This window comes from Halobellus clavatus (genome assembly GCF_900107195.1).
GTDB classification, from domain to species: Archaea; Halobacteriota; Halobacteria; order Halobacteriales; family Haloferacaceae; genus Haloquadratum; species Haloquadratum clavatum.
Genome location: NZ_FNPB01000001.1, coordinates 122,766 through 137,377, shown reverse-complemented (window position 1 = coordinate 137,377; position 14,612 = coordinate 122,766). Strand labels below are relative to the sequence as shown.

17 protein-coding genes and 1 pseudogene are annotated in these 14,612 nt (G+C 67.4%); 13 read left to right on the top strand and 5 right to left on the bottom strand.

Annotated features, from left to right (window positions below):
• Window positions 1-50: 50 nt before the first annotated feature.
• Both BLU74_RS00705 and BLU74_RS00700 read left to right on the top strand, forming a co-directional pair.
• Window positions 51-440 carry a hypothetical protein gene (locus BLU74_RS00705; protein ID WP_089764040.1) on the top strand — a complete coding sequence of 130 codons (390 nt, stop codon included), beginning with the start codon at window positions 51-53 and terminating at the stop codon, window positions 438-440.
• Window positions 441-501: 61 nt separating this feature from the next.
• A complete protein-coding gene (locus BLU74_RS00700) occupies window positions 502-987 on the top strand; it encodes a TIGR00725 family protein (RefSeq protein ID WP_089764038.1) in 486 nt (161 codons plus the stop codon).
• 198 nt (window positions 988-1,185) lie between these two features.
• Here BLU74_RS00700 and dph2 read toward each other — a convergent pair whose 3' ends face one another.
• Window positions 1,186-2,220 (bottom strand): diphthamide biosynthesis enzyme Dph2, encoded by a 1,035-nt coding sequence (gene dph2, locus BLU74_RS00695; RefSeq protein WP_089764036.1) that lies wholly within the window; start codon window positions 2,218-2,220, stop codon window positions 1,186-1,188.
• Window positions 2,221-2,374: 154 nt separating this feature from the next.
• Between dph2 and BLU74_RS00690 the strand changes: the two genes are divergently transcribed.
• The 3 genes from BLU74_RS00690 (at window position 2,375) to BLU74_RS00680 (ending at window position 4,110) form a co-directional block, all read left to right on the top strand.
• A complete protein-coding gene (locus tag BLU74_RS00690) occupies window positions 2,375-2,749 on the top strand; it encodes a YlbF/YmcA family competence regulator (RefSeq protein ID WP_089764034.1) in 375 nt (124 codons plus the stop codon).
• Window positions 2,750-2,853: 104 nt separating this feature from the next.
• Window positions 2,854-3,459 (top strand): MinD/ParA family ATP-binding protein, encoded by a 606-nt coding sequence (locus BLU74_RS00685; protein WP_089764032.1) that lies wholly within the window; start codon window positions 2,854-2,856, stop codon window positions 3,457-3,459.
• Window positions 3,460-3,483: 24 nt separating this feature from the next.
• Entirely contained in the window at window positions 3,484-4,110 is a 627-nt protein-coding gene (locus BLU74_RS00680) for an RAD55 family ATPase (RefSeq protein ID WP_089764030.1), read from the top strand.
• A 352-nt stretch (window positions 4,111-4,462) separates the two neighbouring features.
• Here BLU74_RS00680 and BLU74_RS00675 read toward each other — a convergent pair whose 3' ends face one another.
• The gene (locus tag BLU74_RS00675) at window positions 4,463-5,443 is read right to left on the bottom strand and encodes an FKBP-type peptidyl-prolyl cis-trans isomerase (protein ID WP_089764028.1); all 981 of its coding nucleotides are present in this window, start codon (window positions 5,441-5,443) and stop codon (window positions 4,463-4,465) included.
• A gap of 134 nt (window positions 5,444-5,577) precedes the next feature.
• On the opposite strand from BLU74_RS00675, the gene cyaB reads away from it, so the two are divergent.
• The 7 genes from cyaB to BLU74_RS00640 all read left to right on the top strand — a co-directional run bounded on the left by cyaB (window position 5,578) and on the right by BLU74_RS00640 (window position 10,746).
• A complete protein-coding gene (gene cyaB, locus BLU74_RS00670) occupies window positions 5,578-6,171 on the top strand; it encodes a class IV adenylate cyclase (protein WP_089764026.1) in 594 nt (197 codons plus the stop codon).
• Window positions 6,172-6,271: 100 nt separating this feature from the next.
• Window positions 6,272-7,477, top strand: coding sequence for a methionine adenosyltransferase (locus tag BLU74_RS00665; RefSeq protein WP_089764024.1), 1,206 nt, complete (start codon window positions 6,272-6,274; stop codon window positions 7,475-7,477).
• Window positions 7,478-7,589: 112 nt separating this feature from the next.
• Window positions 7,590-8,747 carry a tRNA sulfurtransferase gene (locus BLU74_RS00660; protein ID WP_089764022.1) on the top strand — a complete coding sequence of 386 codons (1,158 nt, stop codon included), beginning with the start codon at window positions 7,590-7,592 and terminating at the stop codon, window positions 8,745-8,747.
• Between the two features lie 125 nt (window positions 8,748-8,872).
• A complete protein-coding gene (locus BLU74_RS00655) occupies window positions 8,873-9,136 on the top strand; it encodes a hypothetical protein (RefSeq protein ID WP_089764020.1) in 264 nt (87 codons plus the stop codon).
• A gap of 192 nt (window positions 9,137-9,328) precedes the next feature.
• A complete protein-coding gene (locus BLU74_RS00650) occupies window positions 9,329-9,787 on the top strand; it encodes a DUF5804 family protein (RefSeq protein ID WP_089765198.1) in 459 nt (152 codons plus the stop codon).
• Between the two features lie 120 nt (window positions 9,788-9,907).
• Window positions 9,908-10,225, top strand: a complete 318-nt coding sequence (locus BLU74_RS00645) for a PRC-barrel domain-containing protein (protein ID WP_089764017.1) — start codon at window positions 9,908-9,910, stop codon at window positions 10,223-10,225.
• A 98-nt stretch (window positions 10,226-10,323) separates the two neighbouring features.
• Window positions 10,324-10,746, top strand: a complete 423-nt coding sequence (locus BLU74_RS00640; RefSeq protein WP_089764015.1) for a hypothetical protein — start codon at window positions 10,324-10,326, stop codon at window positions 10,744-10,746.
• A gap of 5 nt (window positions 10,747-10,751) precedes the next feature.
• On the opposite strand, the gene BLU74_RS00635 is transcribed toward BLU74_RS00640, so the two are convergent.
• The 3 genes and pseudogenes from BLU74_RS00635 to BLU74_RS00625 form a co-directional block, all read right to left on the bottom strand.
• Window positions 10,752-11,873, bottom strand: a complete 1,122-nt coding sequence (locus tag BLU74_RS00635; protein ID WP_089764013.1) for a glycosyltransferase — start codon at window positions 11,871-11,873, stop codon at window positions 10,752-10,754.
• A gap of 254 nt (window positions 11,874-12,127) precedes the next feature.
• Window positions 12,128-13,195 (bottom strand): annotated as a pseudogene (locus BLU74_RS00630) (glycosyltransferase family 4 protein); the annotation flags it as partial.
• Window positions 13,196-13,294: 99 nt separating this feature from the next.
• Window positions 13,295-14,137 (bottom strand): universal stress protein, encoded by an 843-nt coding sequence (locus tag BLU74_RS00625; protein WP_089764009.1) that lies wholly within the window; start codon window positions 14,135-14,137, stop codon window positions 13,295-13,297.
• A gap of 114 nt (window positions 14,138-14,251) precedes the next feature.
• Between BLU74_RS00625 and BLU74_RS00620 the strand changes: the two genes are divergently transcribed.
• The gene (locus BLU74_RS00620; RefSeq protein ID WP_089764006.1) at window positions 14,252-14,533 is read left to right on the top strand and encodes a ribonuclease P protein component 4; all 282 of its coding nucleotides are present in this window, start codon (window positions 14,252-14,254) and stop codon (window positions 14,531-14,533) included.
• The last annotated feature ends 79 nt before the right edge of the window (window positions 14,534-14,612 follow it).

The following is a 14,612-nucleotide window of genomic DNA, read 5'->3' as shown; positions in this document are numbered from 1 at the left end:
CCACAGCCGTCGCCAGAGTTTTCTTGACGCACCCGCCCGTAGCCCGGCGTATGGCTGCCGATCTCATCGGGACGCTGGCGACGGCGTCGGAAGGCGACGAGGTGCGGATCACGCTGGCGACAGACGGCGCGACCGTCCGCGGCGTGACGTTCGAATCGCCGATCGTCACGCGCGTGGCCGCCGTCAGCGAGGAGACGGTCGACGCGCGCCAGAAAGACGTCGACATCGAGGGAATCGTCGACCGGCGGATCCTCCGTCTGGTCCCGCTGGGCGACGACGATGCCCACGCTGCGTACGTTCTGGAGACGCGGAGTCCCGTCGTGGGATCGGACTCTATCGAGCCACTGCGCGCACAGCCCCGCGACGGCTGTGGGCCCAGCGATCCGGTGACGTCGTATCCGGAAATCGGCGCGGTCGAGTCCGTCACGGTTCGCTCGTAAGCCACCGGAGTGCCCGGACGCGGAGGCGAAAGGCCTTCCCACGCGACCGACGAGACCCGGTATGCGAGTCAGCGTCATCGGCGGTAGTACGGTGAACGAGCGCGAAGCGACGAGGGCGGCAGCCTTGGGTCGACTGCTGGCCCAGCGCGGTCACACGGTCGTGTGCGGCGGCCTCGGCGGGGTGATGGAGGCGGTCTGCCGGGGCGCGGCGGACGCGGGCGGCCGCTCCATCGGTATTCTTCCCACCGACCGCCGGGCGGACGCCAACGAGTACGTCGACGAGGTGATCGCGACCGGCCTGGGCCACGCCCGCAACGCGCTCGTGGTAATGAACGGCGACGCCGTCGTCGCGGTAGACGGCGGCGGCGGCACGCTCTCGGAACTGGGTTACGCGGCGGTCTACGACCGACCTACGGTGGGGCTGGGAACGCACGACGCCCCCCACGTCGAGGCTGTCGAGTCGGCGGAAGCGGCGGTCACGTACGTCGAATCCGCCGCGAATGCGTGCCAGGCGGACGCCGAGAGCGATACGACCGAGGACGTGTAACGCCGCTAGCCAGTCCGCGGGGTGACCGAAGTCATCGTCCGTCCAGACGAGTCGATCTCACAGACCGGCGTCCACTCACGCGTCGGGAGGAGCACGCTGGTCGGTGGCGCGGCGCACATATCGACGGCTTCAGTCACCGAGCGTGAAAAAACGACTCTCAGGCCCACGCGTTGCCGACTGTCGATCCGACGCGTCGGACTACCAGGTGCCGTGGAACGTGTCGAACGAGAGCGAGTCGAGCGGTTTGTCGCCGACGGCGATCCGGTACTCGCCGGGCGTCAGCATCGGCTTGTGGAACTGCGGGCCGTCGTCGGTCGTGATGCGCGGACAACCCGTATTCACGAACGCGTCCATATCGAAGTTCCGCAGGCGATCGGGCGTCACCTCGTCCATCGTGATGAGGTAGGCGTCGTCGTTGTCTTCGATGATCTCCTCGGCGATCTCCATCCGCCCCTGACCGATCTTCGTACAGAAGATGACGCCCCACTTCTCGGCGTCCATCGCGCGGTGGACCGCCCCGTAGCGCTGCTTCAGGAACTTCTCCGTGTCGGCGACGGTCACGACGTTGTTGACGGGGTCGGCGATGAGCACCTTCTTGTCGGGGTGTTCCATCGCCAGCCCGAGCGGGTGGAACTTTCCGCCACCGACGTAGAGTACCTGGTCGGCGTCGATGTCAGCGGAGGCGTAGTTGCAGCCGAGGACCTGTCCCTCGTGGGTCAGTCGGTCGTCGCCGCGGCGAGTGTGGACGTCGTACTCGCGTTCTTCGAGCCACTCGACCATCTCGTCGAAGCGGTTCATGTGCTGGGCGGTCGTGACCAGTCCGACGTCGTCCTCGGGCAACTCCTCGACGGCGTCCTCCATAATCGGGAAGGGATCGACGTTCGAGAACAGCGGGACGTAGATGATCTTCTCGGACTCTTTCATCGGCGAGTGGCCGAAGTGGACGAACACGTCCGTCCGCCGCATCAGGTACGTATCGAGGTCACAGGCCCCATAACAGGGCTGTCCCGAGAGCAAGAACGTCACGTCGTCGTCGCACAGTTCCCGGAGGTCGTCGGCGACGGCTGGTCCCCGGCGCTTCAGTCCCTCTGGGAACTGCAGGCCGACGCGGGTGGCGTCCCGTTCTTCGACCGCCTCGACGATTCGGTCCAGTTCGTAGTCCCACTCTCGATCGTGCTTCAGCGACATTCCGGTGTTCCGAAGGTCGCCGTCCGTCGACGCGTCCTGGCTCATTGCAACGCCATAGCCCGCCGACGCCCATAACCCCGGCGGTTCCGAGACACCGGAAAACGACCGTGAGAGACCCGATTGCTCAGATGTTCGGCGGATATCAGACGTGCCCCTCCCGTCCGGTAAGTTGAAACACACAGCGTTCAGTAAGACTGGTATGAGCGTCCAGACGGACCCACTCGAAGAACTCGGTCACGAACTCGGCGACGCGATCGCTTCCACTCCCGAGTACGAGGCGTTCGAGGAGGCCAAGGCGGGGGTCGAGGCCGACGACGACGTCCAAGAACAGATCTCGGAGTTCAGACAGCTCCGCGATCAGTATATGCAGGCCCGACAGATGGGTTCCGCCTCCGAGGAGGCACTCCAGAACGTCCAGGCGGCCCAGGAAGAACTCCACTCGATGCCGAAGATGGCGGCGTACCTCGAGGCCCAAGAGGAACTCACCGACCGCCTCGAAGCGGTCAACGAGGCCATCTCCGAACCGCTGGCGATCGACTTCGGCGGCGAGGCCGGCGGCTGCTGTCACGACTGAGCGGCAGTCTGGCCGGGAATTACGCCCGATCCGTGTCCGGCGCGGTTCCCCGACTGTTTCTCCGCGCCCTCGCATTCATATAGGAAGCCGCAGCCACGGCCGGTATGCTCGCGATCGCCGGCGGCAAGGGTGGCAGCGGAAAGACGACCACGACGCTCGGCCTGGCCCGGGCCATCGAAGACCGGACCCTCGCGGTCGACGCCGACGCCGACCTCCCGAACCTCCACGCGCTCGCAGGCGTCCCGCGCGATCCGCCACCCGGCGGCGACCCCGGCCATCCCGACCCCACGACCCCTCGGGGGGAGACCTACGTCGCACCCGCTGTCCGCGCCCCGCCCGACGGCGTCGGCTGTCGGCTCCGACGGCTCGCCGGCTACGAGGGAACCGTCCTCGTCGACTGCCCGGCCGGGGCGGGGCCCGATGCCACGGTCCCGCTTCGCGTCGCCGACGCGGTCCTCCTCGTCGCGACGCCCTGCATCGCCGCGTTGCGCGACGCGGCGAAGACAGCAGCGATGGCACGTGCCGTCGGCACGCCCGTCGCCGGCGCGGTCCTCACGCAAGCCCGCCTCACACCGCCGGGTGCCGACGATCTGCTCGGCTGCCCGGTCCTCGCGACGGTCCCGCCGGCGGCCGATCCGCTCGCCGATCCCGCCGTCGGCCGTTCGTACGACAGACTGGCGCGGGCGCTCGCCGACCGACAGAAAGCCTAAGCCGCTCGGTGTTCAACTCCTCCTGTGGCAGACAGGCTCTCGACCGGCGTCAGCGTTCTCGATCGCCAACTCGACGGTGGGATCCCGCCGGGCAGCATCGTGTTTCTCGCTGCGGATCCCGCCAGCCAGTCGGAGCTGTTTCTCTACGAACTGACCGCAGTCCGCGCGACGCTGTATCTCACCACCATCCGCTCGGATCAGGCCATCCGCGACGCGCTCGATCGCACGCCCGGTCGGGTGGGCGATCCCACGATCCGGGACGTCGGCGGGAACGCGCCGCTCGACACCGCGAACCGGTTCGTCCGGGACCTCCCCGAGCGGGCGAACCTGGTGATCGACGTCGTCGACGCGCTTGAGAAACCCGAGCCCGCGCGCTACCGGCAGTTCCTGAACGAACTCCAGACGCATATGGTCAACACCGGCGGACTGGCGGTCCTCCACGGGATGAAACACGACTCGGAGCCGCAGAACCGCGCCTACACCGAACATATGGCCGACGTCGTCTTCGACCTCCAGACCGAGATCGACGGATCGGAGATCGAGAACCGCCTCGCGGTTCCGAAGTTCCGCGGCGGCAGTCCGCCGACGGACACGATCAAACTCCAACTCGCAGACCGCGTCACGGTCGACACGAGCCGCGACATCGCGTGAGGCCACCGCCGGAACGGCGTCAGCCGACGTATGGGCGGCGTACAGCCGACGCACGGGCGGTATACACAACGGAAGGCGACGTACAGACAACGGAAGATGACGTACAGACGAGGCATCCAGTCGTTGCTGCGACGAGCGTCGCGAGGACGGTCACCGTCCTCCAATTTCGCGGTTGTCGAGCGCGTTGAGCGGCAGTCACCTCGTGACCAGCGACAGGGAGTCCGGCGAACGCGTCGGCTGCCAGCCTCGCCGTTGGTGGGGCGGACGCTGCTCGTGGTGTCTTTGTTCGAACGAATCCCTCTCGGAACGTCGTGTGGCTCGGGCCGCCGAAAGGGTTCGAGAACCGGGTGCGTTACTCGTCGACGTCGACGTCGTCGAGTTCCGCGGCGAGTTCGTCGGCATCGACGTCGACGTCCTCGATGGCGTCCTCGATGTCTTCGGGGGCCGCGCCGGCACCGCCAGCGCCGCCCATCATGCCGCCGAGGCCGCCCATCATCCCGCCCATCCCGTCGATGGTCTCCTGGACGATGACGCGGTCGAGATCCAGCCGGTCGATCACGTCCTGGGCGATCTGCTGCTTCGAGAACATCCACTGCTGATTCATCGTCATCTGCTGCGTGGCCTCGATGTACAGCGTCTCCTTCTCGACTTCGACCGTTTCGGTCTCGGGTTCGGACGGCTCGTCTTCGTCCTCGCCCTCGTCCTCGTCGGACTCGACGACCTGCTCTTCTTCGACGGTGTCGGTCTCGATCCAGACCTCGGGGGTCTCCTGGAGGTACATCTCCAGCATACTGGCGGCCTGTTCCTCGCGGTCGTCGACGAGTTCGAGGACCTCGTACTCGTATTCGAGGTCCTCACCCGCGAGCGGGTGGTTGAAGTCGACGCGGGCGCGGCCGCCCACCATCGTAATGACCTGGCCCTGATCGCCGTCGATCTGGACCTGTGCGCCGGGATATCGGTCGTCTTCGTCGATCTTGTTGGCGCTGACCGTGCGGACCTGCTCGTCCTCGTACTCGCCGAAGGCCTCGGCGGCCGCGATCTCGACGGTTCCGGTGTCACCGACCTCCGCGCCGGTGAGCTCCTCGTCGACGCTCTCGAAGACGTGGCCGGCGCCGACGGTGATCACGCGAGGCTCGAAGTCGTACTCCTCGGTGTCGATGTCGGCCTCCTCGGCGGTTTCCTGATCTGTCGTGTCGACGACGGTGTCGTCGTCGACGGTCCGAAGCGTGTAGGCGAGACGGACGAAGTCGCCATCCTGGATGGCGTCCTCGGGAACGTCCTCGTCGGCGTCTGCCTGCGATTCGTCGGCGTCCGCCTGCTGTTCGTCACTCATACGCTGATCATCTCCCGTGCGACCCTTAAGAATCACGTTTCGGCCCCACGGCCGGATTACCCCGTCGAACGGCGCGCTCACCGCTCTCGGGCGCAAGCGGACGGTTTTTGACGATTCCGGGTCACTGGCTCGATATGTTCGAGGTCGAACTCAAACTGCGCGCGTCACACGAGGCCGTCCGCCCGGCAATCGAGGAAGCGGGCGCCACGCGCCTAGCCCGCGTCTCCCAGGTCGACACCTACTACGACGCGCCCCACCGCGACTTCGCCGAGACCGACGAGGCGCTCCGGATCCGCGAGGAGCGCCGGCAGTCGTCGGGCGGGGACGCCCCCACAGACGACGAGTCACCCGAGACAGAGACGGGACCGACGACGAAACTCACCTACAAGGGACCGCTCGTCGACGCCGACTCGAAGACGCGCGAGGAACACGAGACCGGCGTCGACGACGCCGACACGGCCCGGTCGATCTTCGCGGGCCTCGGCTTCGAACCGGCGGCCGTCGTCGAAAAGCACCGGACGTTCTACGAACTCGACGGGTATACGGTGACGCTCGATCGCGTCGACGGCCTCGGCGAGTTCGTCGAAGTCGAAGCCGAAACCGAGGCCGAAGCCGACGTCGACGCCGTCCGTGAGGGGGCATTCGACGTGCTCGATCGGCTCGGCCTCGACCCGAACGACCAGATCAGGACCTCCTACCTCGGCCTGTTGCTCGCTGCGGAGACGTGAGGAGAGTCCTGATCCCACCGTCGGGCATATCTACAAGTAATATTCCTGCCTTCGAAGTTTTCCGCAAGTTATAGATCCGCCCGGGGCGAACCCAGCGGCAATGACCGAGCGGAACATCGCTATCGAGGCGGCCGAGCGGACGGCAGTCGAGGATCAGGCGGTCGAGATTGTGGAGCGAAAGGGCATCGGGCACCCGGACTCAATCAGCGACGGCATCGCCGAGAGCGTCTCGCGGGCACTCTCGAATCTGTACCTGGACCGCGTCGGGAAGGTCCTGCACTACAACACCGACGAGACGCAGTTGGTGGCAGGCGAGTCCGCGCCCCAGTACGGGGGCGGTGAGATCATCGAACCGATCTACCTCCTGATCGTCGGCCGTGCGACGAAGGAGTACGACGGCCGACGGCTCCCGGTCGACGCGACCGCCATCGGGGCCGCGCGCGACTACCTCAACGAGCACATCCCGGAACTCGAAGTCGGGACGGACGTCATCGTCGACGTGCGACTCGGCGAGGGCTCCGGCGACCTGCAGGACGTCTTCGGCGAGGACGGCGCGGACATCCCGATGTCGAACGACACCTCCTTCGGCGTCGGTCACGCCCCGCTCACCGAGACCGAAGAGATCGTGCTCTCCGTCGAACAGGAACTCAACGGTGCGTACGCCGACACGCACCCGGAACTGGGTCCCGACGTGAAGGTGATGGGCAAGCGCGAGGGCGATCACATCGACATCACCGTCGCCGCCGCGATGGTCGACGCATACATCGCCGACCTCGAAGAGTACGACGACGCGGTCGAGAGCGTCCGCGACCACGCCGCCGCGGTCGCCCGCGACCTCACCGATCGGGACGTCGCGGTCGACGTCAACACCGCCGACGACTACGAGGAGGGCTCGGTGTACCTCACCGTCACGGGGACCAGCGCCGAGATGGGCGACGACGGGTCCGTCGGCCGAGGCAACCGCGCCAACGGGCTGATCACGCCGAATCGGCCGATGAGTATGGAGGCGACCTCCGGGAAGAACCCCGTCAACCACATCGGAAAGATCTACAACCTGCTCTCGACCGACATCGCCGAGAGCGTCGTCGAGGAGGTCGACGGCATCCGTGACCTCCAGGTCCGCCTGCTCTCGCAGATCGGTCGACCGATCGACCAACCGCACATCGCCGACGCGAAGGTCGTCACCGATCCCGACGCCGACCTCGCGACGCTCGAACCGGAGATCCGCGCTATCGTCGACGACCGCCTGGCGAACGTCACCGACATCACCCGCCGCGTCATCGACGGCGAACTCACGACGTTCTGATCGCGGCGCTTTCTGCCCCCCGGACCCTCGCTCCCCGCCGCCCGCGCCCGGAGTTCGCTTCGCTCTCGTCCACCACCGAGACGCTGATACGCACCCGCGACGAAGCACGACCGTGAACGCGACCGACGCAGTGCTTCTCGGCCACGGCGACTTCGGCGCGAAGAGCAGTGCGGTCCGCACGAAGATGGCCGAGCGGGTCGCCAGTGACGTCGAGGCCGCACTCGACGCGGCCGGCGTCGACGGCGACGTCGAACGCCGCTGGTCGCGGATCGTCGTCCGGACCGCGTCTCCCACCGCCGCCGCGCGCGTCGCTGCGACCATTCCCGGCGTGTCGTTCGCCCGCCCCGCCGCCGCGGTCGCGCCGGAACTCGACGTCATCTGCGACGCGGCACGCCGACTCGCGACCGCCTACGACGAGCCGACCTACGCGGTCGATAGCGACCGGATCGGCCCCGACGACGCCCACGACTTCTCGAACCGAGACATCAAGGAGAAAGCCGGCCGCGTGATCGGCGAGCAGACCGGCGCGAGTGTCGACCTCGACGAGCCGGACCGCACCTACCGCATCGAAGTCCGGCGGGGAGAGGCGTTCGTCGCCGCCGAGCGGTTCGAGGGGCCCGGCGGCCTTCCGGTCGGCTCGCAGGGCCGCGTCGCCGTCCTCGTCAGCGGCGGCCTCGACTCGCCGGTCGCCCTCTGGCGGATGCTCCGTCGGGGCTGTGAGGCGATCCCCGTGTACGTCGATCTCGGGCGCTACGGCGGTGCGGACCACCGTGCGAGGGCCTTCGAGGTGCTCCGGACGCTCGCCGAACGCGCTCCGCGGGCGGACCTCCGCCCTCGCGTCGTCGATGGCGAGGGGTTCGTCGAACAGGGCGTCGAGGCCGTCGGAGAGACCAGAATGCTCTCGCTCCGTCGGGCGATGCTGGCCGCCGCCGAGGCTGTCGCCGAGCGCGACGGCGCTCACAGCGTGGCCACCGGCGAGGCGCTGGGACAGAAGTCGAGTCAGACCGGCGCGAACCTCGCGGTCACCGACGCCGCGGTTGCGCTCCCCGTCCACCGGCCGCTGCTCACGGCCGACAAGCCGATGATCGTCGCCGAGGCGCGCGACCTCGGCACATACACTGACGCGACGCTCCCCGCGGGGTGTGACCGCGTCGCGCCCGCCCACCCGGAGACGAACGCGAGCCTCGACGCAGTCGTCGCCGCCGAACCGCCTGATTTCCTCGCTATCGCCCGCGAGGCCGGAGCGTCCGCCTCGATCCGATCCTTGTGACCGTCCACCGCACCTGACTGTGTGGACCTCTGGCGATATGCGTGTGGACATTAATTACATAGCAGTCCAGTATGAATAATCGGTCAAAAATGGGTTTACGTATCCAGAGAACGTACAATCTGGTAATGTCACAGACGTCACGACCCATCCGGTCCGCACCCGATCCCGAGTGGACGGTTCGGCAAGTCGTCGAGCGAAACGACTGGGACGCCACGACCGAACCGTGCCCGGCGTGCGGCGAAATGGTCGACCTCCACGGGTCACACTACCAGATCGAACTCGATCGACCCCGGACCCCCGGCAGCGCGACGAAGATCACCCGCGAGCGCCGACTGCTCTCTTTCTGCGACGAGACGTGCGCGACGGCCTGGCTCGACGGCGACGACTGACGCGTCGAGACCGCTCATCTGTTCTTCGTCTCGTGTGACGTCGCACCGCAACGGATTTATGACCGCCTTCGAAACCTGAGGATAGCCGTTCCCGCCGACGCGGGACCACAGACCGATGATCGACGCGCTTTCGCGAACTGCGTTCGACCCGTTCTCCGAGTGGCCACCGGCCGTCTCTGCGGTCTCACGACGATGACGCGGGTCTGTTTCATCGGCGCCGACGACGTCGACGTCCAGTACGAACTCCTCTCCCGAGAGACTGCCCGGGAGGCGCTCTCGACGTACGAGCGCCACCAACCGTTCGCGAACTCGCTGGCGGTCGACACCGTGAGCCTCGGCGCGGCCGTCTCGCTGTGCAACGATCTGAACTGGTATCTCGTCCGCTTCGTGGATCTCGCACTCGTTCGGGAGCCGAGCGTCTCGACCGACGAGTGGCTGAGCCGGTCGCTCGCGACGGCGATCCGCGACGGCGAGGTCCGGCCCACGGAGACGGGCGAACGACTCGCGGTGTACGGCGTCGAGGACGGCGCGCTGGTCGAACCGATGTACGTCACTCGGCGCCCGGACGGTACCGTCCCGGAGTACGACCTCCGCCCGGTCTCGGAGACGGTGGTCGTCCGCGTCACCGCCGAGGCGTTCGACCGAGGGTGAGGTCGACCCACCGGTCTAAGTGGCTCGTCTGACGCCTGTCTGCCGCGCTTCTCGCAGTATCGACCGTTTCCGGGGCGGTCTCTGCGAACTATTAAGACGAACGCTCACGACCACAGGCGTATGGACGAGACACCCGAGAAGATCACGACACTCATCGGCCGCGAGGTGTACTCGAACGAAGGCGTGTTCGTCGGCGAAGTCGCGGACGTCCGCCTCGATCTCGAGGAGCGACAGGCGGTAACCGGACTGGCACTCAGACAACTCAACGACGAACTGTTCGCCGACCTCGTGAACGGACAGAAGGGCGTCATTCTGCCGTATCGGTGGGTCCGCGCCGTCGGCGACGTCATCCTCGTCAACGACGTCACCCTCCACGACGTCATCGAACAGCTGGCCCAACCGAGCGGCGACGACAAGGAAGACTCAGCGGTCGCATAACGCGTCGCCGGGGCGATCTGTCGCGTTCGGGCTCGTTCTGTCCCCGGCTCCCGCGAGCGATCAACAGTCATTTGGGGGGTGAGGCTGTATCGGATCGTATGTCGGACGAACCAGACGATCACGCCGAGAACGAGGCCGAGGATACTCCAGACGAGGACGGCGAGGAGAAGTCCTTCCGCGAGCGCGTCGAGGAGATCCGCGAGCGGCGCGCTGAGGAACGCGAGGAGGGTGAGCGCCCCGAACCCGAAGAGATGATGGGCGGTGGCGGCGGCCCCGGCGGTGGCGGCGGCAACCCCTTCGCACAAATGATGAGCGGCATGATGGGCGGCGGCGGCCCCGGCGGGATGGGTGGCGGCCCGCCCGGAATGGGTGGCGGCGGCCCCGGCGGCCGCGGTGAGGAGGGCGGCTCGCAGGATAACGAGGAACTCGTCCGCGAAGTGCGACAGCTCCGCGACGAGGTCCGCGACGCGACGCGGCAACTCCAGCGCATCGCGCAGGCCGTCGAAGACCTCGACGACTGAGTCCGTCAGGCGCGTTTTTTTCGGACGATCCGTTCGTAGAGCGACGCGAGCCGGTCGACGACGTGTTCGACGCTCAACTGCTCGCGGCGCGCCAGACACGACTCCGCGAGCGACGCCTGCTCGTCCAGCACGCGCTCGATGGTCGCCCGGCAGTCCGCGACGTCGCCGAGGGTGTAGTGATAGCCGGTGACGCCGTCTTCGACCGTGGTGGCGAGCGCGCCGGCGTCGACGGCGACTACGGGGGTCCCGCAGGCGTTGGCCTCCAGCGCGACTAGCCCCTGCGTCTCGACGGGGCTCGGGAAGACGAACGCGTCGAGCGCCGTGTAGAATCCGGGCAACGCCTCGCGCGGCAGGAAGCCCAGGAAGTGGGCATCGAGGTCGAGGTCGGCGGCCAGCGACTCCAGTTCTTCGCGCGCCGGGCCGTCACCGCCGAGGACGACCGTCGCGTCGATCCCCGCTGCGGCCCGGAGGAACTCAGCGAGGTTCTTCTCGTATCCGTGCCGACCGGTGTAGCCGAGCAGCGGTCCGGCCGAGAGGTCATAGCGGTCCCGGAACGCGTCGCCGTCGCCCGGGGCGAAGAACTCCACGTCGACCCCGTTCGAGAGTACCTCGGTCGGGGCCTCGATGTCCGTCTCGGAGACGGCGCGCTCTCTCGCGTCCTCACTGGGGAAGACGATCGCGTCCGACCGAGAGAGGAACCACCGCTCGTAGCGCTCGGCGACGCGCTCGATCCCCCGCTCTACCCGTGGGCGAGACGTGAGATAGTCGGCGTACTCCGCTGTCGGCGTGTGATACGACGTGACGAGCGGGATGTCTTCCCGGCGGGCGAGACGCACTCCGCCGAGGCCGACCGCGAAGGGCGTGTGCGCGTGAACGACGTCGACGTCGTCGACGGCGCTCGGAATCGTCGGTGTCCCGAGTCGGAACCCCTCGTACACCGGGAACGGGAGACTCCCGACGGGGTACTCGTCGTCGTCGGGATCGTACTCGTCACTGCCGGGATAGACGATCGACATCCGTCCGTCGCGATCCCGCCAGCGGTCGCGCCACGTCTGGACGGTGTAGGAGACGCCGTTGACCGTCGGCAGATAGGTGTCGGTGAACGCGGCGACCGAAGGGGGAGCCATCGACGGCGATTCACGGACGCGGGCTTAATCAGTTGCGAATCCCCCGCCCCGCTTGGTGCTGTGGTCGATCGGCGGTTACGTGCTGCGACTACCCGTGTGGTCGACTGAGGCGTTACGTGCTGCGACTACCCGTGTGGTCGACTGAGGCGTTACGTGCCGCGACGACTCCCGTCGCCGTCGTGGTCCTCGGGACCGACGTCGCCGTCCCGATCGTCGCGGTCGGCGTCGTCGCGATCGCCGACGTCGACTGGCCGGCCGTCCCGCTTCGCCTCGTGGACGTCGCGGTAGATGCCGGCGAGTCGCTCACCGACGCGGTCGAGGCTGTGGTTCATGGCTGTCTCACGAGCGTTCTCGCCAAGCCGCTGTCTGAGCGCCTCGTCCGCTGCGAGGCGCTCGACCGCCGCGGTGAACTCGGCGGTCGTCTCACACTTGATGCAGTCGTAGCCATCGGTGTAGAACTCCTCGAACACGGGGATGTCGCGGAGCACGACCGCCTTCCCGCAGGCCATCGCCTCGAGGACGGCGATCCCCTGGTTCTCGTTCTTCGTCGGGAAGAGGTACACGTCACCCGCGCCGTACGCGCCCCGGATGTCGTCGATCCAGCCGGTAAACGTGACGTTCTCGGGCGGGTTTGCGGTCCAGTGGCGGACCGCTTTCGAGGCGTGCGGGCCGGTGTCGTAGGGGCCGAACCACGCGAAGTCGTAGGGCGTCGCTTCCGCAACTTCACAGAAGGTCGTCAGCCCCTTCCGCTCGAAGACGTTGCCGACGAGGAAGACGACCGGTTCCTCGAGGTCGTAGCGCTCGCGATACTCCTCACGGAACGCCTCGAACCCCTCGAGCGCCTCGACGTCGACGCCGTTGGTCATCGGCTGGATCGGGGCCTCGACGGGGTACGATTCGAGCACGCGCTTCGTGTACTCCGACGGGCAGAGCACGAGGTCCGCCTGCGAGTAGAACCACCGCAGGTAGCGGCCGAGCGCGGGCGCGACCGTCGTCGACCCCCGGAAGGACTCGGCGAAGTCCTCGCGCGTGACGTGCGTGTGCAAGATCAGCGGGATGTCGTTCCGCTTCGCGTGACGAGCGACGGCAAGCGACCCCGGCCCGACGAGGTTGCAGTGCGCGACGTCGTACTCCCGGAAGAGACCCCGACCGGTGGCGGCCGCCCGGAGCCCCGAGAGCGGATCCCCGCCGCGCCACGGTGAGGTCACCACCTCGACGTCCGTCCGTTCGAGCGCGGCGCGCTGCTGGTCGGCGGCCGTTCCGATTCCGCTGCGATCGAGTCTGGACTCGATCTCGAGGTAGTTGAGGGCGCGGAGTGCCACGTCTGCTCTCCGTTCGCCGCGGGGTCATTTTATCCTGTCTGCTCGGCCGCAGCGCACCCGACGTGCTCCCGGTTCGCCGGCCGGGACCGACGGGTCACGTCAGCGCCGGGGTGCGGACTCCGGCGGCACCAAGAGGACGTTGTTGTTGCCGCGGGCGACGACGGACTCGGAGACGCTGCCCAGGAGGAGTCGACGGAGCCGACTCTGCCCGCGGGTCCCGAGGAGGGTCGTGGTCGCGCCCACGCGGCGTTCCGCCGCTAATATCTCGTCGACTGGATCGCCCTCACGGACGTTGATGCCGGCCTCGATATCCATCTCGCGTTCGACCTCGCGGGCGAGGTCTTGCAGGTGCGACCGGGCGTCAGTCGACTCGGTGTCGTTGTTCCGGACGTGCAGGAGATCGACCGCCTGCGTCGCGCCCCGAAGCGTGGGGAGGTACTCGACGGCCTGTCGGGCGTTGTCCGAGAAGTCCGTCGGGACCAGGACGTGTTCGAAGAGGTGTTCTTTCACGACGGCCTGATCGGCGGCCGGCGGTGCGATCCGTTCGACGAGCAGCGGCCGGGTGGCCGTCCGCGCCACGTTTCGGGTGGTGCTCCCGACGAAGCGGTTCTCGAGCGGACTCTCCCCTCGGGAGCCGACGATCACCATATCCGCGTCGAGGCGGTCGGCGAAGCCGTTGATGCGGCGATGGGGCGTCCCGCGCGCGACGTGGGTCTCGACCCGGAAGCCCGCCGACTCGAACACGTCGCGCTGGGCCTGCAGCGCCGTCTGCGCGTCCGACGCCGTGTCCATCCCGGGCAGTCCGGTCGTGACGTTGTCGGGGACGACAGTCACCAGGTGTACGTCGGTAACACCGATGTTGTCGAGACAGTCCAGGCACGTCCGCGAACGCATCGCGTCCTCGTTCGCGTCCGAGCGGTCGGTGGCGAATACGACGCGCATACGCATCATTGGTTCCCGATGAACTAATATTGTGTGGTTGTGACAATACAATTGGCCGTCGAAGATCTGTGGGCGACTCGGAACGCTTTTTCGACCCGCCGTCGGCCTTCCAGTATGGGTATCCCGGCCGAGCGGATCGACCGCCTGCACGACCTCGCGCGGGAGGCGACGGCCGACGGCAATCTCGACCGCGCCCGCGAGTACGTCCGTCTCGCCCGACGGATTGCGGAGCGACACCGAACCGGCGTCCCTCGACGGTTTCGGCGGTTCACCTGCGACGAGTGTGACGTGTATCTCCGACCGGACGTGACCGCACGGGTCCGGCTTCGGTCGGGTCACGTGAGCGTCCGGTGTCTGTCCTGTGGCGCAACGAAGCGCTATCCCTACGAAGACTGAGGGAGCGCTCGTCGCGATCACGGCGAAACCGCCCGCTCGCCCTTTCTTTACCGACTTTGGAACCCTTAACTTTCAAACG